This is a genomic window from Pseudochrobactrum sp. Wa41.01b-1, from assembly GCF_019464455.1.
In the GTDB taxonomy this organism is placed as follows: domain Bacteria; phylum Pseudomonadota; class Alphaproteobacteria; order Rhizobiales; family Rhizobiaceae; genus Pseudochrobactrum; species Pseudochrobactrum saccharolyticum.
Window position 1 is genome coordinate 1,341,296 of sequence record NZ_CP080493.1, and the last position, 19,488, is coordinate 1,360,783.

At 50.5% G+C, this 19,488-nt stretch carries 18 protein-coding genes; 10 read left to right on the forward strand and 8 right to left on the reverse strand.

Annotated features, from left to right (window positions below):
- The first annotated feature begins 97 nt into the window (after nt 1-97).
- From K1X45_RS06305 to K1X45_RS06330, 6 genes are all read left to right on the forward strand, one after another.
- Complete coding sequence (locus tag K1X45_RS06305) at nt 98-931, forward strand: transporter substrate-binding domain-containing protein (protein ID WP_220160134.1); 834 nt, start codon at nt 98-100, stop codon at nt 929-931.
- 86 nt (nt 932-1,017) lie between these two features.
- Nucleotides 1,018-1,743, forward strand: a complete 726-nt coding sequence (locus K1X45_RS06310) for an amino acid ABC transporter permease (RefSeq protein ID WP_022709687.1) — start codon at nt 1,018-1,020, stop codon at nt 1,741-1,743.
- Nucleotides 1,740-2,540 carry an ABC transporter permease subunit gene (locus tag K1X45_RS06315; protein ID WP_220160135.1) on the forward strand — a complete coding sequence of 267 codons (801 nt, stop codon included), beginning with the start codon at nt 1,740-1,742 and terminating at the stop codon, nt 2,538-2,540. Before K1X45_RS06310 ends, K1X45_RS06315 begins: the two co-directional genes overlap by 4 nt.
- 1 nt (nt 2,541) lies before the next feature.
- Nucleotides 2,542-3,291 carry an amino acid ABC transporter ATP-binding protein gene (locus tag K1X45_RS06320; protein WP_304650897.1) on the forward strand — a complete coding sequence of 250 codons (750 nt, stop codon included), beginning with the start codon at nt 2,542-2,544 and terminating at the stop codon, nt 3,289-3,291.
- A 20-nt stretch (nt 3,292-3,311) separates the two neighbouring features.
- Nucleotides 3,312-4,334 (forward strand): C-terminal binding protein, encoded by a 1,023-nt coding sequence (locus tag K1X45_RS06325; RefSeq protein WP_220160136.1) that lies wholly within the window; start codon nt 3,312-3,314, stop codon nt 4,332-4,334.
- A 28-nt stretch (nt 4,335-4,362) separates the two neighbouring features.
- A complete protein-coding gene (locus K1X45_RS06330; RefSeq protein ID WP_220160137.1) occupies nt 4,363-5,022 on the forward strand; it encodes an RraA family protein in 660 nt (219 codons plus the stop codon).
- Nucleotides 5,023-5,131: 109 nt separating this feature from the next.
- On the opposite strand, the gene K1X45_RS06335 is transcribed toward K1X45_RS06330, so the two are convergent.
- The 8 genes from K1X45_RS06335 to K1X45_RS06370 all read right to left on the reverse strand — a co-directional run bounded on the left by K1X45_RS06335 (nt 5,132) and on the right by K1X45_RS06370 (nt 12,495).
- Complete coding sequence (locus K1X45_RS06335) at nt 5,132-6,064, reverse strand: LysR family transcriptional regulator (protein ID WP_220160138.1); 933 nt, start codon at nt 6,062-6,064, stop codon at nt 5,132-5,134.
- A 132-nt stretch (nt 6,065-6,196) separates the two neighbouring features.
- Nucleotides 6,197-6,862 carry an RraA family protein gene (locus K1X45_RS06340; RefSeq protein WP_220160139.1) on the reverse strand — a complete coding sequence of 222 codons (666 nt, stop codon included), beginning with the start codon at nt 6,860-6,862 and terminating at the stop codon, nt 6,197-6,199.
- 12 nt (nt 6,863-6,874) lie between these two features.
- Nucleotides 6,875-7,717, reverse strand: a complete 843-nt coding sequence (locus K1X45_RS06345; RefSeq protein WP_213600016.1) for a carbon-nitrogen hydrolase family protein — start codon at nt 7,715-7,717, stop codon at nt 6,875-6,877.
- Between the two features lie 34 nt (nt 7,718-7,751).
- Nucleotides 7,752-8,486, reverse strand: coding sequence for an HpcH/HpaI aldolase/citrate lyase family protein (locus K1X45_RS06350; RefSeq protein WP_220160140.1), 735 nt, complete (start codon nt 8,484-8,486; stop codon nt 7,752-7,754).
- A gap of 44 nt (nt 8,487-8,530) precedes the next feature.
- Entirely contained in the window at nt 8,531-9,340 is an 810-nt protein-coding gene (locus tag K1X45_RS06355) for an ABC transporter permease (protein WP_022709678.1), read from the reverse strand.
- Nucleotides 9,341-9,357: 17 nt separating this feature from the next.
- Complete coding sequence (locus tag K1X45_RS06360) at nt 9,358-10,245, reverse strand: ABC transporter permease (protein WP_220160141.1); 888 nt, start codon at nt 10,243-10,245, stop codon at nt 9,358-9,360.
- Nucleotides 10,242-11,327 (reverse strand): ABC transporter ATP-binding protein, encoded by a 1,086-nt coding sequence (locus tag K1X45_RS06365; protein ID WP_220160142.1) that lies wholly within the window; start codon nt 11,325-11,327, stop codon nt 10,242-10,244. The genes K1X45_RS06360 and K1X45_RS06365 overlap by 4 nt, the downstream gene beginning before the upstream one ends.
- A gap of 94 nt (nt 11,328-11,421) precedes the next feature.
- Nucleotides 11,422-12,495 (reverse strand): extracellular solute-binding protein, encoded by a 1,074-nt coding sequence (locus tag K1X45_RS06370; RefSeq protein WP_220160143.1) that lies wholly within the window; start codon nt 12,493-12,495, stop codon nt 11,422-11,424.
- A gap of 844 nt (nt 12,496-13,339) precedes the next feature.
- On the opposite strand from K1X45_RS06370, the gene K1X45_RS06375 reads away from it, so the two are divergent.
- The 4 genes from K1X45_RS06375 to nosZ all read left to right on the forward strand — a co-directional run bounded on the left by K1X45_RS06375 (nt 13,340) and on the right by nosZ (nt 19,419).
- Nucleotides 13,340-14,260, forward strand: a complete 921-nt coding sequence (locus K1X45_RS06375; protein WP_220160144.1) for a glycosyltransferase family 2 protein — start codon at nt 13,340-13,342, stop codon at nt 14,258-14,260.
- A gap of 36 nt (nt 14,261-14,296) precedes the next feature.
- Nucleotides 14,297-14,995, forward strand: coding sequence for a polysaccharide deacetylase family protein (locus K1X45_RS06380; RefSeq protein WP_220160145.1), 699 nt, complete (start codon nt 14,297-14,299; stop codon nt 14,993-14,995).
- Between the two features lie 153 nt (nt 14,996-15,148).
- Complete coding sequence (locus K1X45_RS06385; protein WP_220160146.1) at nt 15,149-17,479, forward strand: NosR/NirI family protein; 2,331 nt, start codon at nt 15,149-15,151, stop codon at nt 17,477-17,479.
- Nucleotides 17,480-17,502: 23 nt separating this feature from the next.
- Nucleotides 17,503-19,419 carry a TAT-dependent nitrous-oxide reductase gene (gene nosZ / locus K1X45_RS06390; protein WP_220160147.1) on the forward strand — a complete coding sequence of 639 codons (1,917 nt, stop codon included), beginning with the start codon at nt 17,503-17,505 and terminating at the stop codon, nt 19,417-19,419.
- The last annotated feature ends 69 nt before the right edge of the window (nt 19,420-19,488 follow it).

Here is a 19,488-nt window from a genome sequence, read left to right on the forward strand (position 1 = left end):
TATATAATATTGTCGATAGGCTTTGAAGAAAGCATTTCGTGGTCATCCGATTTTGTGGTGCCAATAATGAAAATGCACATACCAAAAGGGGATTTTTATGCGTGCTAACTTACTTGCCAAACTTTCATTGACAACTGTTCTTTCCGGACTGGCATTGTGCATGGCAGCTCAAGCGGATCAGCTCGATGACGTAAAAGCCAGAGGGAAGTTAATCGTCGGCATTAAGAACGATTATGTACCTTTCGGATTTTTGACCAAAGAGGATGAGTTGAAAGGTTTTGAAATCGATCTGGCAAAATATGTTGCGGGAAAGATTGTCGGCTCTGAAACAGAAATCGAACTTGTGCCGGTGGTGGCTTCCAACCGTATCGAGCTTTTAAATGCCGGTCGTATTGACCTGATTTTGGCAACGCTCGGTGTTAATAAAGAGCGCGCAAAAGTTATCGATTTTACCGAAGAATATTACAATATGGCGGGCATTGTACTGCTTACCCCCAAAGAAAGCACAATCGCCAAATGGGAAGATGTACGCGGGCAGAAACTCTGCGGCATGCAAGGCAATCTTTACAATCGTACCCTGACCGGAACTTACGGTGCACAAACTGTACTGCTCACCGGTACCGCGGATATGTTCAAGGCATTTCAGAACGGCCGCTGCAGCGCCGTTGCCTTTGATGGTCCTATCCTCCAGCAAAAATTGTCAGATCCTGAATGGGGCGCAAAGTACAAAATCGCGCTGGATACATTTGATTACATTCCGATTGCGGGCGGCGTACGTAAAAACGAACCGCGCTTTCTGGAAGAGGTCAACAAAGCCATTCTCTCCGCAGAAGCAGCAGGCCTGCTCGTTAAAGCAGAAGAAGCCTACGATATGGGTTCCAGCGAATACGTGACCAAACGCGCGGCAGACGCCAAAGCTGCCGGCCATTGATCTGCACTGAGAACAAAACCGGTTATCATTCGCGAGCATATCTGTGTAGCCAAACTGATAACCGGTAAATTCATCGGAAATAATTCATGATATTCGGTCTCGATTTTGAATGGCTGGCAGATCCGCTCTATCAGAGCTGGTTGTTTGAGGGCTTAAAAACCACACTCGCAATCACTGCTCTGGGCACAATATTAATGCTGATTATCGGCATTGCCGGAGCAGCGATCATTCATTTTAATGTCCCGGTTGCCCGATCTCTGACGATTATCATGATCGACCTGTTCAGAAACACGCCGCCTCTGGTGCAGTTGTTTTTTCTGTATTTCATGCTGTCTGATTTAGGCATGACCTATACAGATGCAACGACAGGAGAACGGGTGCCTCTCTTATCCGGTTTTGCCTGTGTGGTCATTTCACTGGCCTTGTATAATGGATCAATTGCTATTGAGATTATACGCTCAGGCATCAATTCCGTACCGCGTCAGACAGTCGAGGGCGGCCGGAGCATGGGCTATAGCCGGTTGCAGATTTTTCGCTGGATTGAACTGCCGATTGCACTGCGCATGACCATTCCCAATATGACCAGCAATGTTGTGAGCCTGATCAAGACATCTGCACAGGCAGCGCTCGTTGCTGTAACTGATATTATGTTTTTTTCCACTCAGATTGCATTGGAAACCTTTCTCAACCTCGAAGTGATGATCGTGCTGTGGCTGATCTATCTGACCATAACCACTGCGGTCGTTCTGCTCGCCAAACAAATCGCAAAAGCCTTTGCAATTCCGGGGTTTGGTGCAGGAGAAGTACAATGAACAGAGACGCAATCTCCGCTATTCTTGGTTTTTTCGGGGTTATCATCACGCTGCTGGCCATTCTGTTGATAAGTTATGGGCAGGCAAGCGGTGCTGCTATCGGCGTTCTTATCGGCCGCTCATCACAGCTACTCACCGGTAGTGCTGGTTTCACCGGTTTTGGCGGCGGCTTCTCCGCAAATGTGATTATCAGCATTTTTTCGATGATGATCGCGCTCGTGGCAGGGTTTTTCCTTGGCGGCGCGATGGTATCGCCTAATCGGGCGGTCAGAACCGCTGCCATATTGATCATGAATCTGCTGCGCTCCTCACCGTGGTTGGTCGTGCTCTATGCGATGCTTTATCTGCTGCCATTTCGTATGACATTTTTCGGCATCAGCATCTTTGTGTCACCGTTCCTCAAAGCTGTCATCGGTCTGTCCCTGCCCGTTACCGCTTATGTTGCTGAGGGGTTCCGGAACGGAATTCGCGCAATACCGGATGGCCAGTGGGAATCTGCCCGTGCCCTTGGTTATCGCCGCGGTCAGATTTTACGCTCCATTATTCTGCCTCAGGCACTGCCAATGATGCTGCCCAACCTGATGACGACCTATGCAATGCTGTTTATCGGCACGAGCCTTGTAGTCGTTACCGGCACCTCAGATGTTCTCTCCATTGGCAAAACAGTCATTGCCAGTGACGGCGATGAATATGCGACGGCAATCTACCTCTACATTCTCCTGCTATTTTTTCTCTTCGCTTATCCGTTAGCGACCTGGACGCGTGCTCTTGAGCGCCGCCTGATTAAAGGCAAATGACATGACCACATCCTCCACACCAATCATCAAAGTCGCTGACATCTATAAAAACTATGGTTCTGTTGCGGTGCTGAAGGGCATTTCAATGGAAATTCAGAAGGGTGATGTTGCCTGTATCATCGGCCCTTCCGGTTCCGGAAAATCCACACTTTTGCGTTGCCTGAACGGTCTTGTCCCGATCAACCACGGCAGCATCCGTGTCGGTAATTTTCAGGTTGAAAAACTGCGTTCTGAAAAAGAACTGGTTCCGTTGCGTCATCAGGTTTCAATGGTGTTTCAGCAATATAACCTGTTTCCGCATAAGACAGTTCTGCAGAATATTATGATGGCCCCCATACAAGTGCTGAAACACAATCCGCAGGACGTGCGGGAGCGCGCGGTTAGGCTTCTCGCCAAAGTTCAGCTGTCAGGCAAAGAAAATGCCTATCCGGGAGAGCTGTCCGGTGGTCAGCAGCAGCGCGTAGCCATTGCGCGGGCATTGGCAATGCAGCCGGAAATCATCCTGTTCGATGAAGTAACGGCCGCTCTTGATCCGGAAATGGTGCAGGAAGTCCTCAATGTCATCCGCGATCTGGCAGCTGAAGGAATGACCTGTGTGCTTGTTACCCACGAAATGCGTTTTGCACAGGAAGTGGCCGACCAGGTGTTTTTCACCGATGGCGGCATCATGGTCGAGCGTGGCGAACCGTCAACATTCTTCAGCCAGCCGCGTGACCCGCGCCTCAAATCTTTCCTATCTAAAGTTCTCTGATTAATTCTCGGGAGGAATTTATGCAGACTTATAAAATTCTGGTACCGGATGCGCATCTGCGCGATTTGGCAATTGAAAGTGCCGTTTCCGGCGACCGGTTTGAATATCTGATTTATGATGAGACTGATCCTTCTGCCATTGCGGAACGGCATTGGCGGGAATGCGATGGCATTCTGGTCTGGCACCGCATGCGCATTGCCCCGCAAACAGTTGCCCTGCTGGACAATTGCAAGCTTATTGTCCGCGTTGGTGTAGGCTTTGACAATGTGGACGTTGATGCCTGCCGTAAAGCTGGCATTGCCGTATCGAATGTTCCGAATTACGGCACAACAGAAGTGGCAGATCATGCCATTGCCATGCTGCTTTATCTGACACGCGGCCTCGGCACCTATGAGAAACGCCTTAAAGCTGATCCCGTCAAAGGATTTGTCGCAGAAGGCGCCCCTGTTGTACGGCGGCTGCGCGGGTTGACATTCGGAGCTATCGGCCTCGGCCGCATCGGCACTGCAATCGCACGTCGTGCTGCGGCCTTTGACATGAAAATTGCCTACTACGATCCCTATCTGCCTGAAGGGCATGAATTGGGTATCGGCTTTGAATGCAAGCAGACGTTGGAAGAACTGGTATCGACATCGGACATTGTCAGTCTGCATGTACCATTGTCCGCTGAAACCCGTTCCATGATCAATGATACCCTGCTTGCCCAATTTCGTACCAATGCTGTTTTCATCAATATTGCACGCGGTGGTCTGGTGGATATTGATGCGCTTTACCGCGCATTGCAGAGCGGACGACTAGCTGCTGTCGGACTCGATGTTCTGCCGGTTGAACCACCATCCCCTTCTCCCGCCTTGCTTGAAGCATGGCGCAATGATGAAGCGTGGATTGCAGGACGGTTCATTGTATCGCCCCATGCGGCTTTTTATTCTGAAGCCGGCTATGTCGACATGCGCACATTCTCAGCTGAAATTATGCTGGATTTTCTTCTGCGCAACAAAGTCCGCAACAACGTCAATCCCGGTTGGGAACAATACAACCACTGACATACAGTGTGCCGAGGAGTGTGCCACAATGGCATTTCAAAAAGTAAACGCCCCGTTTCAAAAACTGTCTAGTGCTGCTCTTGATGCATGGCGCACCATCCCGCCTGCAGTCGCTTCCGACTGCCTGAACCGGACGCAGGCAATGAGCGCTGCGATCAAACCCGTCTCAACGGGCATCACACTCTGCGGTCAGGCGCGAACCGTTACTGCTATGGCGGGAGATTGCGGCAGTATTTGTGAACTGATCGGTGTGGCAGAAGCCGGTGAAGTCATTGTGGTTGATGCCGGTGGCGTAGAAGACACTGCGGTATGGGGCGGGATCATGACGGCAGAAGCAGCCCACCGGAAACTTGGCGGTGCAGTCGTTTTCGGCGCTATCCGCGATATTGAAGAAGTTCGGCAACTGCAATTCAACATGTTCTGTAAAGCGATTGTCCCCCGTGGTCCGCATCATGGCTTTGGCGGCATCATTGACGGTGCTATTTCAATGGCCGGCGCCGTTGTCCACCCCGGAGATATTGTGCTTGGCAATGATGACGGCGTGGTGATTGTCCCCTTGGAACGAGCGGAAGAAATACTCGCGGCCGCACAAGAACATCTCGACAAAGAAAAAGCTTGGCTCGACGGCATACGAAGCGGACAAACGATCCAGCAAATGTTCAAGATGCAAACTTCTGCATCAAGGTAACAATATTATTTTCAAAAAATATGTAATATCAATAATTTTTGGAACTGACATTAAATATTCACATGTATTATCCATGTCAGTTCCAACAAAAATAAGCAATATATTGTACTTACGGTGCAATTTCTTGATAAGCGAGATTATCACTGTACTGATTACATAAGTTGCGCCCTGCTTCTCGGGCAATTGTTGCAACCAACGTAATTAATCGTGTTGCTGATGCCTCCAGATACATCGCACTATAATTGGTAGCGGGAAACATTGTATTTGTATTGAGAACTTTCAGCTCCCCCTGCCGCAGTTCTTTTTGGATAACAACCGGCGGAAGAACCGAAATGCCAACACCCGCAGAGATCATGTTGATGGTTGTAGTAAGAGAATTGGAATAATGCACCGTTGCATCTTTAATACGATCTTCTGAAAAATAGTTGATGATTTGCTGATGATTATGCGCCCCTCGTTCATAGGAAATAATCGGATAGTTCAGCAAATCTTCACGTGAGAACAAGTCTTCGGGACTAATAAGAACGTCAGGTGTTCGGCTGATCCAAAACATTCCGAATGTGCAGATGTTAACACTGCGCAGTGTTGCCGCTGTCTCGGGGCGTATTGCAAACACAATATCCAACTCACGCTGCTCAAGTTGTTGTGTCAGGACTTTGGAGGAATCTGTGGTAATTGAAATTCTGATTTTTGGATAACGCTGACGTAAAATATCTAAAACATCAGGCAAAATTGTCATTGCCAGGCTCGGAACAATACCGAGTTTAAGCTGTCCTTCGACACTATTTTTTGGGCTAACGCTTTCAACAAGGTTGTGATAGCGCAGCACAATATCCCGTGCCCCCTCAACAAACACCTCCCCTTCGGCTGTCAGGCTGACGTCACGGGCATCACGCTCAAATAAACGAAAGCCGAGTTCTTGCTCGATTGCACCAATGCGATTGGAAATTGCGGCCGGTGTCATGTTCATGCGCGCCGCAGTGATCCGGAAATTGCGCAATTCCGAAAGCCAGATCACCGTCTCAAGAAACCGGATATTCATCGATATGCAGTCTCCCCTCCGCATATTATGTGACTGAATTCTTATGTCTTATTTTTTAATATGATCCTACTGAGAAATAACCGGAGCGACCGACTATGAAACTGAATGGCCGCGCCGCTCCGGTTCAGATTTTTATACCGCCATACGCGCTTTGACTTTGTCGGAAGCGCCTGAAACTTCGCCTAGCTTCAAGCCGGTTTTGACAGAAGCCTCACGTTCTTTCCCGCGTTCCTGAATAGCCAGCGCTTTGATTGCAACTTCGTTGACTTCGCCACGCGGAAGTACGAGCACTCCGCTTTCATCGGCAAGAATGGCATCGCCCGGATTGACAACCACGCCGCCACAGGAAACCGGAATATTGATCCCGCCGCCCAGATCATAAAGACGGGTGGTGATCGGTGAAATACCGCGTGCCCACATCGGGAAGTCGGAATCCTCAATCTCGGTCAGATCTGTGCATGGCCCGTCAACAATACCGGCAACCGCACCGGCAGCTTTAGCGGCAATGGTCACCCCCCCGCCCCAGCAGGCATAACGGTCATCTCCCATACGGTCGACTACCAGCACATCGCCCGGACGCAGCATACCGGTGATATGATGCAAAAGCGTTGAATCCGGCCCCGGAATGGCAATGGTGACGGCAGTGCCGACAATCCGGCGCTTCGGCAGCAGCGGTTGAATGGAATGGTTCATAAAACCAAAGAAACGCCAGTGGCCGACAGTTGCTGTTTCCACGCCGGACAGCAAATCCAGATCAGCCTGTTCCACCTGCTCAGGCATTGCATTTATAACATACATGATGAGATTTCCTTACACTGCACAGGCTTCGTGACGTTTGCCTAACCGGCGGTGCTGCACCATAGGAATTAAAGCGCGAACGCGGTTGATCTGCTCGCGATCAATTCTGGCGGTGACAAAACCCACACCGTCTGATGCGCGGGCAACGACATGACCCCAAGGGTCACAAACCAGAGAATGTCCGTATGTATGACGTTTTTCGCCGCCGCTCACCACCGCGCCGGTCTGTCCGCAGGCGACAAAGTAAGTCTGGGTTTCAATGGCGCGGGCGCGTGCCAGTACTTCCCAATGGTCTTTGCCCGTTTGCAGCGTGAAAGCCGCTGGCAGAATAATGATATCAACACCGGCCTTTTCTAGCTCGAGATACAGTTCAGCAAACCGGATATCATAGCAAATAGCACAACCGACTTTGAAACCGTCGAGATCATAGACCACAACATCTTCACCCGGTTTCACCGTTGCGGATTCTTTATAGGCTGTGCCATCCGGTGCCACGATATCGAACATATGAATTTTGCGATAATGGGCGACTTCTTTGCCCGAGCGGTCAAAGACAAATGTCGAATTATAAATCCGTGCCTCGCCTTCAACTTTCTCCATGATCGTACCGGCATGGACAAAAACTTTATGCTCACGGGCAAAGTCCTGCGCCATTTTATAGGCAGCACCATTGGGTGCAGTTTCTGCCTCATTCAGCTTACCCTCAGGGCTGCCGCCATAATATTCAAAATATTCCGGCAGAACGATCAGATCAGGCGCATCTGTACGCACTGCATCTTCCATCAGTTTACGGGTTGCAGCCAAATTGGCGGCTTTATCAGCCTGCGGATTGGTTTGGATCAAACTTACTTTCATCATGCTCCTCCAAGCTCGTTGAATAGAAATAAAATCAAGCAATAAGCGCTTCTTTTTTAAGCGCATTGACAGTGGTCATCATGCCCTGACGCAGAGTCATATTTTGTGTGGCAACAACCAACATTGATGCGCCTTCATCCAAGGCAAAACGGCGCTCGGCTTCTGTCCATGCAGGCATGATCCATGGCTTACCCGCATCACGGGCAGCTTTGGCGCAACGGCGCAGATCAGCTTTGTCAGCATCATTGAATTCATAAGCACCGCGACCACGGGCAAGTGCCAGATCAGAAGGCCCCGGGAAAAGGCCATCGACCGTATCCAGTGCGATGATCTTTTCGACATCAGCAAGGCTTTCAGCCGTTTCGATCATGGCGTAGCATTTGGTTCGCTTATTCTCTTTTTCGAAGGCATCAGATGCCGGACGGCTATAGCCAAACACGCGGCCACCGGCATAAGAACGTGTGCCGGTCAGCGGATATTTCGCTGCTTTGGTGACCTCTCTGGCATGATCCACACCCAGAATATGCGGAACAATCACACCATCTGTGCCAAAATCGAGCACCTGCTGAATAGCTTCTGTGGTCGGAGCCAGCACCTTGGTCAGTGTCGGCAGGCCTTGCGCTTTGGTGAAAGCCAAAAACTGATCAAGCGTGCCCAAGTCAAATGTGCCATGCTCCAACTCCAGCACGAAAGATGTGAAACCGCAGGTTTTAGCAATCTCAAGATATCCGAAATGCGGCTGCGACATCCAAAGGGCGATATTTTCCATTTTCGAGACCTCCTCGTCTCTTCATTCATGCAATGCGAATGCAGTTATTTGGTATTTTCAGAAGACTTACCGATGGTTCGGGACAGGCCAAGCGTGCGTTCAATCAGGAAAATGATCAGCAAAGTTGCGATAATCAGCACCACAGAAATCGCGGCGGTCATCGGATCTGTACGGCTTTCCACATAGTTGAAAATCTCGACCGGCAAGGTAGTCAGGCGCGGTCCTGTGATGAACAGCGAGATCACCACCTCGTCAAAGGACAACAGAAATGACAGGGCAGCACTGGCAACCAGACCCGGCATCATCAACGGTAAGGTAATACGGCGAAATACGGTGAATGGTGTAGCACCCAGCATAGTCGCAGCCTCTTCCACAGAGGGCGGCAGGGTTGAAAAAGCTGTGATCATAATGCGGATCACATAGGGTGTGGTCACGATCAGATGCGCGATAACAAGCCCTGTAAAAGTACCGAGCAGTTGCATCCTCACAAAGACCAGCAGAATGGCCAGACCCAGCACGATTGACGGCAATAGCAACGGGGCAGTAAAAATATTGAGCAACAATTCCCGCCCGCGGAACTCATAGCGACGGATCGCATAAGCTGCAGGAATACCGGCTATCAGCGACAGAACAGTCACGACGCTGGCAACGCCAAGGCTGATCCACAAAGCATTGATCAGCGCCTCGTGATGCAGCATTTCACCATACCACCGCACACCCCAGCTTTGCGGTGGAAAGGTCAGGTAATTATCATTGCTGAAAGACAGCGGGATCACCACCAGAATAGGTGCAAGCAAAAACAGGTAGAGTGCTGCAACCAGAATTTTAAACGGCAGTTTCATAGTACCAATCATGAGATTTCCCCTGCCGGTTAATCGATGCGGCGGGCAATGCGTGAGTACACGACCAAAGCCAGTCCGAAGATGATGAGAACGATGACGGATGTTGCTGCCGCACGCGGCCATTCAAGCTGGATAACCGCCTGATCATAAATCTCGGTTGCGAGCATGAAGACACGACCACCGCCAAGCAGTTTCGGTGTGATGAAAGAGCTGATGGCCAGCACAAAGCACAGCAGGCAACCCAGTGCCACACCGGGCAAAGTCAGCGGGAAAATCACACGGCGAAAACGGGTGAAGCTATTGGCGCCGAGCGAAGCTGCGGCCTCTTCCAGTGTCACATTCAGACGGCCAAAACCGGCAATTAATGACAGTGCCATATACGGGATAAGGATTTCCACCATACCGATGAAAACGCCAAGCGTATTATTGACCAGACGAAACGGTTCTGAAATCAGACCCGTGCTCATCAGCATACCATTGATAAGCCCCTGATCGCCGAGCAGCACCATCCAGCCATAGGTTCGCACCACGCTGCTCACCAGCAGTGGTGAAACGGTGATAACAAACAATAAGTTACGCCATACCGGCGATACGCGATGCAAAAACAGGGCAATCGGATAAGCGCAGACCAGTGTCATCACTGTAATCAATGTGCTGATCCACAAAGAGTTGAAAATCAGCTCCCAGTTGAAACTGTCAGTGAAGAAACTGAGATAATTCTCCAGCGTATAATTGTCGGTCAGAACCCCGCCGCTGCGGCTCTCCAGAAATGAAATTTGCGCGAGATTGGCTACCGGCACAATAAATGCGATCAGATTGATTAATGCCATCGGTAGTAAAAGCCCGACGGCAATCAGAGGAAACCAGCCGCGCTTTGGCTTCACAAGACTATTGGATGCAGAGGCAAGTGCAGTCATTGCGTACCTCCGAAAACCAGCATGTCTTCCGGCTTCCACTCGCACAACAGCTTATCGCCAAGCTGGAAACCATGGCCACCACTGGTCGTCGGCACTTCAACCTTCAGGCAGCCGCCATTAATCTCGATTTCATATTGAACAATATCGCCGATATAGGTAATCCGCGCGACCTTACCGCGGGCACTATTGGTGGTCACGCTGATCAGCGACTGGTCACGGTTAGGCGTCAGACTGATACGATGCGGACGGATCGCAATCTGCCCCTCACCGGAAGTCGCACCATGAGTGTTACAGCGATAGACATTGTCACCCAGGCGGCAGCTATTCTCTGCAATGATCTGGCAGATATGCACATTGGCGCGTCCAACAAATTCCGCAACAAACAATGAGGACGGACGCTCATAAATTTCTTCCGGTGTGCCGAGTTGTGCCAGTTTGCCATTATGCATCACACCGACCACGTCACACATGGTCAGCGCTTCCACCTGATCATGGGTCACAAAAACTGTTGTGATATTCATGCGTTGCTGGATTTCGCGGATTTCGATGCGCATATCATCGCGCAATTTCGCGTCAAGATTGGAGAGCGGCTCATCAAGCAGCAAAATGCGTGGCCGGATCACCAAAGCACGGGCAAGTGCAACGCGTTGTTGCTGGCCGCCGGACATATCTTTCGGTTTACGCGGGCCATAACCGGGCAAACGCACCATTTCTAGTGCCTCTTCAACCCGTGCCTGCGCTTCATGTTTAGGCACGCGGCGCATATCCAGCCCGAAAGCCACATTCTCTGCCACTGTCATGTGCGGAAACAGCGCATAATTCTGAAACACCAGACCAATGTCTCGCTGATGTGGTGGTTTGCGGGAGATATCCTCGCCATTGATATAAATATTGCCGTCTGTAATCGGCAATAATCCGGCAATCATGCGTAACGTTGTGGTCTTGCCACAACCGGATGGCCCCAAAAGCCCGAGAAGTTTGCCTTTGGGCAAATCAAGATGCAGATCATCAACGGCCTTATAGTTGAGACCATAGAGTTTTGAGACGGCTTTGAGTTGCAGAAATGTATTGTCTGTCGTCATGTCAGAACCCGAATTATTCTGTGCCGTTCCGCCTGATCAAGATCAGGCAGAGCGGTTTTGCAGTCATAAGAAATGGAAGTCCGTCAGCTGAAAATCAGCGGCCGGCAGGGATGATCTGGCGGCGCCACGGATCCAGAATTTTACCGCGAATATCACCGATCGTCATCCAGTCCACGGGAATGAGCTTGTCACGCTGTTCAGAATTCATCATCGGGATGCGGGCGCGCGTGGCCTCATCAACTTCGGCTTTGGTATTGGTCGGCGCATAGAACATCATCTTGGCAAAACGCGCCTGTGCCTCAGGGCTGAGCGCATAATTGATGAAAGTCTTGGTCGCATCCTGATTTTTACCATTGGCAATCGCACTGATCACATTGATCTGCGCTGCTGTACCCTCGGAAGGCCCTACAGAACGTAGCTTGCCGCCGGTCTGATCATAGTAAAACTGCGCACGGGCATTATAACCGATCGACAGGTTCGCGGTGCCATTCGCCACCAATGTATAGGCATCAGGTTTTGGTTCCCATGTCTGTACCAATGGTGCCAGTTCTATAAGCTTTGCCACAGCAGGTTTGATGGTTTTTACATAGTCATTTTCACCGGCGAGCCGGTTGGTGATAATTGTCAGCAGTATGGCCTGAATATCACCGCCACCCTGCGCTGCGATAATGACTTTGCCATTTTGTTTTTTATCCCACAGCGCTTCCCAACTGGTTGGCTCTTCCGGAAAAGCATCGTGATTATAGATCAGTGACAATGTATCGAATGTAATCGGAATGGCTTTACCGGCAAGCTCTCTGCCGATATCTGCCAGATCGGCATAATTGCTCAGAGCAGCAGTATCGAGGCCTTCGACCAACCCTTCATCACTGGCGATTTTAGCAACGGACAGATCATAAATAACTGCATCAGTTTGCGGAGAGGACTTTTGAGCGCGCATATTACCAAGTGATGTCGCAGCATTCTGCACACCATAATAGGTCACTTTAATATCCGGATGTTCTTTCTGAAAAGGCTCGATGACAGCCTGAATATAATTATCCTGAAATGCACCGCGATAGCCCATCACGGTAATATCTGCAGCCATCGCTGGCAGTGCCACACCCGTCAGGGCAGCGGCAGCGGCCAAAATCAAAATACGGGATGCCTGATGTTGAGATTGCTTCATGTTCTTCCCCTTTGTTTTTTCAAAGGTGCAAAACATCAGGCTTATCGTCCAACGACTTATTCTTACCGGCTGTTCGATTTTGGTTTATGCATGTTGCTTACGTTTGTCAGCATTATGTTTTTTGCCTGTCAGTATCCATCTTGGCCGCATAATTTATATAACAATCCAAACGCAAATAGATTGGCCAATGATCATCCATGAAGCCTCGTGATACCTCAATGGCACAATCAAGCACTTGCACTCTCAGGCTTGGGCTTTTTCTCACTTCCTAGGAGCAATGTCTCCACCTCTTCTACTGGTCATTAAAGAGGCAAAAGGGCACTGGTCTGTCCAGCAACAGCTATTCATCACAAAAAATAAGCTTTACAGCTTCATGTGCTAATCTGAGAACCTTTAGCAACAGGATTATTCGTGCTGAAATCTAAGGAATGAATGCCACATCCGGCGAGCAATCACTACCGCAACCTGCCCCCCCAAATCACCTTTAAATACAGCACCATATCGACGCTAGTATATTATATAGTATCTAATAAAAATTTTCCTTTATCTTCAATTTGACCATACAAAACCAGAATAGATCACATTTTTTCAATAAATTTCAAAATAATACGCATTTTTATGAGTGAAACCGGCTTTTTTACATAACATTAAATTGTTATCTTATGATATTATAAGAATTCTCATCGCGACTATCTGCTCGGGAGATTGTGGGGAAATTATCTCGCATGCAGATAGGTGGGGCAAATAGATGGGAATAAAGTCGGGGTCACAGGGGGAATTGTTTTTGGTTTCAAAAACGCACCGGAAAATTTGCATCGGCACGATCACAAAAGATCGCCCCGTTATGCTGCAAACATTGCTGATGTCTTATGCCCGGCTGATTATTCCTGAGGGGATACAGGTCTGTTTTTTAATTGTAGAAAACAATCACGAGAAAACAGCCTGCTCGATTATCAATGACTTTAAGGCAAGAGTTTCACCTGCTGAAGTCGTCTATGCTGTTGAGCCGGTTTTAGGCATCGCATCCGCCAGAAATCACGTGCTCAATTATGCTGTTGATCATGGTTATGATCTGCTGACATTTGCTGACGATGACGAGCAGGTAGAGCCGCAATGGCTCATGGAATTGCTGAAAGAACGCGATCACCTCGATCTTGATATTGTCGGCGCACCGGTACGTTTTGCACCACCGGAAGGCAAATTGTCATTCTGGCAAAGAATTGTCTGGCAGGGCGTCGATAAAGTAAACCGCAATGCGGAAAACCGCTCCATTAAAAAGCGCGATGAAGGCAAAGCCGGACAGCTGAAACTTGCTACCGGCAGCTGGATGGGCAGTCTCGACTTTTTCCGCTCGACAGGATTGCGCTTTGACGCGGCTTTGGGTCAGGCCGGTGGTGAAGACTGGCAGCTATGGGCCGAGGCAAAAGCCCTCGGCGCTAAAACGGGCTGGACACCGCACGCCATTGCCTATGAAACCGTTCCCGCTTCACGCCTGAAACTGAGCTATTATTATCGCCGTAACCGCGATCATGCCAGAACTGTACATCTGGAACGCATGAAAAACCAGAAGAGCGGCAGCTTATGGCGCACCTTCAAATCCGTTCTTTCGCGTGTTTATAAAGTGCTTGTCGGCAGCTTACTACTGCCCATCTATCGTGAAAGAGGCCTGCTAACGATTGCTGCGAATTTAGGCAGTCTGGTCGGCTTTATCGATGGAGCCCGTGGCAAAAAATCCATGCATTATGTTGATATTGACGGCTACTGATAGCTCCCCCTGCCCGAAGAGTAAAAGCATCTGCCTATGACAGTACCGATCCTTGTCTATCATCATATTGCGGCTGTCGGCAGCAGCGTCCCTTTTCGCAGCCTTTTTGTGCATCCTAAACGCTTTGCAAGTCAGATGCGCTGGCTGAAAAAACTCGGCTATCAGGGGCTCTCTGTGCGGGATGCCATGCCTTACATTAAGGGAGAAAAAACCGGAAAGGTTGCCGTTCTGACTTTTGATGACGGCTTCCTGAATGTGCTGGAAAATGCCGCGCCGGTTCTGGCAGAATGCGGCTTCACCGCCACGAATTATTTTGTGGCCAACCAGATTGGTGGCAGCAATATCTGGGATAAGGCAATCGGCATTCCGGAAATGGCATGTATGTCCGTTACGCAAATGCGGGAATGGGCAGCATTGGGACATGAAGTCGGCGCCCATACGCTTGATCATGTCAATCTGAACGACACACCTGATAATGAAGCCCGCCGCCAGATCAGTGAATCAAAATCACGTCTGGAGGACATGCTGGGCGCAGAGGTTCCTCATTTTTGCTATCCCTACGGTGCCAATAACCAAACACACCGCGTAATGGCACGCGAGGCAGGTTTTCAGACTGCGGTTACGACAATTGCCGCACGCGCAAAACCAAATGATGACCCGTTTGGCATTCCGAGAATATATATCCGCCGCAATCATACATTGCCGGAATTTTTATACCGTGTGTATTTCCGCTAAGACAGCAAACAACACATATTCAGATAATTAACACCTGCAATTATCGTCAGTTTGTTCTGACGCAAAGACACATTCCGCCACTTCATTAAAGTCCACTGCATAACCGCTGAGCAGCCTGCTGCTGCAGCACCTGACTTGCAGTGAGCACCTGATATGAACCGCTTTCATGATCGTCCGGCATTTTTCATCAGAAAACTGATCCTGCTGTTCTGTCTTCTGTTAAGCGGCTTCATCAGCCTGCAAACGACAGCCTTTGCCGCTCAGCTGGATAAGTATCTGCCTGTGCTAAAAGTGCAGGAACTATTTCAGGATGCGGATCGTATCGGCACGCCGCAAGGCGAACCGCCGATTGCGCCGGTCTATAAAAATCAGGATTTGCTCGGCTATATTTATCTGAATTCGGATTTTACCAGTTCAGTCGGCTATTCCGGCAAGCCGATCCATATTCTCGTTGGCATTGATACCAAAGGTATCATTCGCGGCATCAAACTTGCCGACCATAAAGAGCCGATTGTGCTGATCGGCATTCCCGAAGCCAAAGTGGTGGCGGCGCTCAACTCCCTGATTAACAGCGATTTCAATGCCGTTGCTTCAGGCACTGCCAAACCGCCTCAGGTCGAGATTGTCAGCGGTGCCACGGTCACTGTTCTGGTCATGGGCGACAGTGTGGTGCGCTCGGCTGTCGGGCTGATCCGTAGCGGCCGTCTGGGCAATCAGCTTGCTGCCGGACAAGTCGCGGCACCGCAGGAAACCCGCACTGTTGATCTGTCGAAACAGGATATCCGGGACTGGCAGGAACTGACCGGTGACGGTTCTGTCCGCAGCCTGAAGCTCAGTGTCGGCGAAATAACACAAGCCTTCCTTGATGCCAAGCAACCGCGTGCGGCAGAAAACCCTGAAACATCCGCTCCGGAAGACCAGTTTATCGAGCTCTATGTCGCGCCGGTCTCGGTGCCATCCATAGGCCTCAGCCTGCTTGGTAAGGCCGGTTATGACCAGATGCAGAAACGGCTTAAACCCGGCCAGCAGGCCGTACTGGTTGCCGGTGACGGTGCCTATTCCTTCAAGGGATCAGGCTATGTACGCGGCGGTATTTTCGACCGTATCGAACTGTTGCAGGACGGTCAGGGTATCCGTTTTCGGGATAAAAATCATACGCGTATCGGTGACATTGCCGCTGAAGGCGCACCGGATTTGCGTGAAATCGCATTGTTTACAGTACCGGAAGGTTTCGCCTTCGACGTAACAAAACCATGGGAACTGCAATTACTGGTACAACGTGGCTTCGGAGCCCGCGACAAAGCCAGCATCTTCTATGACCTCGGTTATACACTTCCCGATCAATATGTGACCATCACCGCACCTGCCAAACCTGTCCAGGCTCCCGTGCAGCCTGCACAAGATGCTGCCACTGCGAATAACCCGCATGTCAGCGCACCGGTCGGTGAAGCATCCATGCCTGATTTCTTCGGTGAAGATAATCCGCTGTGGATTCAGATGTGGCAGATGAACAAAATCAATATTGTGATTACTGCCTTCGCCATTCTGGTGCTGGTCGCAATCTTCTTCTTCCAGAACCATCTGGTCAGACGCCCGCGCTTCTTCGCATGGGTCAGACGCGGCTATCTTCTGTTCATCCTTGTCTGGCTTGGCTTCTATACCAACACCCAATTGTCGGTCGTCAATGTCCTGACTTTCACCAATTCGCTTATCACCGGCTTCAACTGGGAATTCTTCCTGACCTCCCCGCTGACCTTCCTGTTATGGGGCTCGGTTGCTGCCGGTCTGCTATTCTGGGGACGCGGCCCGTTCTGCGGTTGGCTCTGCCCTTTCGGTGCGCTGCAGGAATTGAGCAACAATCTGGCACAATGGCTGAAAGTACCACAGATCAAACTGCCTTGGGGTCTGCATGAACGCCTGTGGCCGATCAAATATATTATCTTCCTCGGCCTGTTTGGTCTGTCGCTCTATTCCGTGGCTCTGGCCGAAGTTTTCGCTGAAGTTGAACCGTTCAAAACCGCGATCATCCTGAAATTCGCCCGCGAATGGCCGTTCGTCATCTATGCCCTGACCTTGCTGACTGCCGGTCTGTTCATCGAGCGCTTCTTCTGTCGCTATCTGTGCCCGCTCGGCGCGGCACTCGCCATACCCGGCCGTATCCGCATGTTTGAATGGCTGAAACGCTGGCCGGAATGCGGCTCGCCATGCCAGCGCTGCGCCGTTGAATGTCCGGTGCAGTCCATCCATCCGGAAGGCCAGATCAATGTCAATGAATGCATCTACTGCATGCATTGTCAGGAGCTTTACCACGATGACCAGCGCTGCCCGCATATGATTCAGGTGCGCGTCAAACGTGAGAAATTCGCTGCCCGCAACGCGCCTTATACGCCACCGGCAGAGCGTACCGGCAGCCAGTCAAAAACCATCATCACCCATAACGGACAACCTGTTACCGGCGCATCCGCACCGGACGCAGCATCCTGAAATTTTCAACTGGAGACAAAACAATGTCTGAGCAAGAAAATAAGACCCGCATGAACAGACGGCAATTACTCGGCACCTCGGCTTTTGTGGCCGCTGCCGGTGCCAGCGGCATGGGCGGTGCGCTTGTCATGGCCGGCGCACCGAAGCAGGCCATGGCGGCATCCGCATCCGGTTCAAGCGCTGAAGTCAAGCCGGGCGAACTGGATGAATATTACACATTCTTTTCCAGCGGCCAGAGCGGTGAAGTACGTATTGTCGGCCTGCCATCCATGCGTGAGCTGATGCGCATTCCGGTTTTCAACCGTGACAGTGCCACCGGCTGGGGGCAGACCAATGAAAGTCTGAAAGTTCTCCGTGACGGCATGTTGCCTGAAGACCGTGAGTTTATGAAAGACCGCGGCGGCGTTTTCGACAATGGCGATCTGCACCATCCGCATCTTTCCTTTACCGACGGCACCTATGACGGCCGTTATCTCTACGCCAATGACAAGGCCAATACCCGCGTCTGCCGTATCCGTCTTGATGTGATGAAATGCGACAAGATCATTCAGCTGCCGAACCAGCATACGGTTCATGGCCTGCGCGTGCAGAAATATCCGAAGACCGGCTATGTCTTCTGTAATGGTGAAGACCGCGTGCCGATCCCGAATGACGGTAAAAATCTGACAGATACCAAAAACTATCATGCGATTTTCACCGCCGTTGACGGCGAAAGCATGAAGGTAGCATGGCAGGTGATGGTCAGCGGCAATCTCGACAATGTCGACTGTGACTATCAGGGCAAATATGCTTTTGCCACCTGCTACAATTCCGAAGAAGGTACAACACTGGCCGAAATGATGGGCAGTGAGCAGGACTGGATTGTTATCTTCAACCTGAAACGCATTGAAGAAGCGGTTGCCAAAGGCGAGTTCAAGGAAATCAACGGTGTACCGGTGATTGACGGACGCAAAGGTTCCAAATTCACCCGCTATATTCCGGTGCCGAACAGCCCGCATGGTATGAATACCGCGCCGGACGGCATCCACATTGTGGCTAATGGTAAATTGTCGCCGACCGTCACTGTTTTCGATGTGCGCAAATTTGACGACCTGTTTGACGATAAGATCAATCCGCGTGATGCCGTTGTGGCTGAGCCGGAACTCGGTCTCGGGCCTTTGCACACGGCCTATGACGGCAAGGGCAATGCCTATACGACCTTGTTTATCGACAGTCAGGTCTGTAAGTGGAACATTGAGGATGCCAAACGTGCCTTCAAGGGCGAAAAGGTCGATCCGATCCGCCAGAAACTCGATGTGCATTATCAGCCGGGACACAACCACACCTCGATGGGACAGACCAAAGAGGCTGACGGTAAATGGCTGATCTCCCTCAATAAATTCTCCAAAGACCGCTATCTCAATGTGGGGCCTCTCAAACCGGAAAATGACCAGCTCATTGATATTTCCGGAGATAAAATGGTGATTGTCCATGATGGACCAAGCTTTGCCGAACCGCATGACGCAACAATCGTACATCGCTCCAAGATCAATCCGGTCAATGCCTGGAATCGTGAAGATCCGTTCTTTGCCGATGCTGTTGCACAGGCAAAGGCCGATGGTGTCGATCTGATGGAGGCTGCTGAGGTCATTCGCGACGGTAATAAAGTCCGCGTTTATATGACCTCTGCCGCACCGGCCTTCAGTCTTGAGGAATTCACCGTCAAACAGGGCGATGAAGTCACTGTCTATGTGACCAATATTGATGAAATCGAAGACCTGACCCATGGTTTCTCGATCATCAATTACGGGATCAATATGGAAGTGGCACCGCAGGCTACAGCCTCGGTCACCTTCATCGCCAATAAGCCGGGCGTGTGGTGGTATTACTGCTCGTGGTTCTGCCATGCCATGCATATGGAAATGAAAGGCCGTATGCTTGTTGAGCCGAAAGGCGCGTAAACATCATGCAGCATCAGCGCCATAAGGAAAAACGCAATTCCGCAGCTTTACCGGAGCACAGAGCGCCCG

Coding starts and splice junctions, on each gene's coding strand:
- K1X45_RS06305 (WP_220160134.1), top strand. CDS start 98: ATGCGTGCTAACTTACTTGCCAAACTTTCATTGACAACTGTTCTTTCC.
- K1X45_RS06310 (WP_022709687.1), top strand. CDS start 1,018: ATGATATTCGGTCTCGATTTTGAATGGCTGGCAGATCCGCTCTATCAG.
- K1X45_RS06315 (WP_220160135.1), top strand. CDS start 1,740: ATGAACAGAGACGCAATCTCCGCTATTCTTGGTTTTTTCGGGGTTATC.
- K1X45_RS06320 (WP_304650897.1), top strand. CDS start 2,542: ATGACCACATCCTCCACACCAATCATCAAAGTCGCTGACATCTATAAA.
- K1X45_RS06325 (WP_220160136.1), top strand. CDS start 3,312: ATGCAGACTTATAAAATTCTGGTACCGGATGCGCATCTGCGCGATTTG.
- K1X45_RS06330 (WP_220160137.1), top strand. CDS start 4,363: ATGGCATTTCAAAAAGTAAACGCCCCGTTTCAAAAACTGTCTAGTGCT.
- K1X45_RS06335 (WP_220160138.1), bottom strand. CDS start 6,064: ATGAATATCCGGTTTCTTGAGACGGTGATCTGGCTTTCGGAATTGCGC.
- K1X45_RS06340 (WP_220160139.1), bottom strand. CDS start 6,862: ATGTATGTTATAAATGCAATGCCTGAGCAGGTGGAACAGGCTGATCTG.
- K1X45_RS06345 (WP_213600016.1), bottom strand. CDS start 7,717: ATGAAAGTAAGTTTGATCCAAACCAATCCGCAGGCTGATAAAGCCGCC.
- K1X45_RS06350 (WP_220160140.1), bottom strand. CDS start 8,486: ATGGAAAATATCGCCCTTTGGATGTCGCAGCCGCATTTCGGATATCTT.
- K1X45_RS06355 (WP_022709678.1), bottom strand. CDS start 9,340: ATGATTGGTACTATGAAACTGCCGTTTAAAATTCTGGTTGCAGCACTC.
- K1X45_RS06360 (WP_220160141.1), bottom strand. CDS start 10,245: ATGACTGCACTTGCCTCTGCATCCAATAGTCTTGTGAAGCCAAAGCGC.
- K1X45_RS06365 (WP_220160142.1), bottom strand. CDS start 11,327: ATGACGACAGACAATACATTTCTGCAACTCAAAGCCGTCTCAAAACTC.
- K1X45_RS06370 (WP_220160143.1), bottom strand. CDS start 12,495: ATGAAGCAATCTCAACATCAGGCATCCCGTATTTTGATTTTGGCCGCT.
- K1X45_RS06375 (WP_220160144.1), top strand. CDS start 13,340: ATGCTGCAAACATTGCTGATGTCTTATGCCCGGCTGATTATTCCTGAG.
- K1X45_RS06380 (WP_220160145.1), top strand. CDS start 14,297: ATGACAGTACCGATCCTTGTCTATCATCATATTGCGGCTGTCGGCAGC.
- K1X45_RS06385 (WP_220160146.1), top strand. CDS start 15,149: ATGAACCGCTTTCATGATCGTCCGGCATTTTTCATCAGAAAACTGATC.
- nosZ (WP_220160147.1), top strand. CDS start 17,503: ATGTCTGAGCAAGAAAATAAGACCCGCATGAACAGACGGCAATTACTC.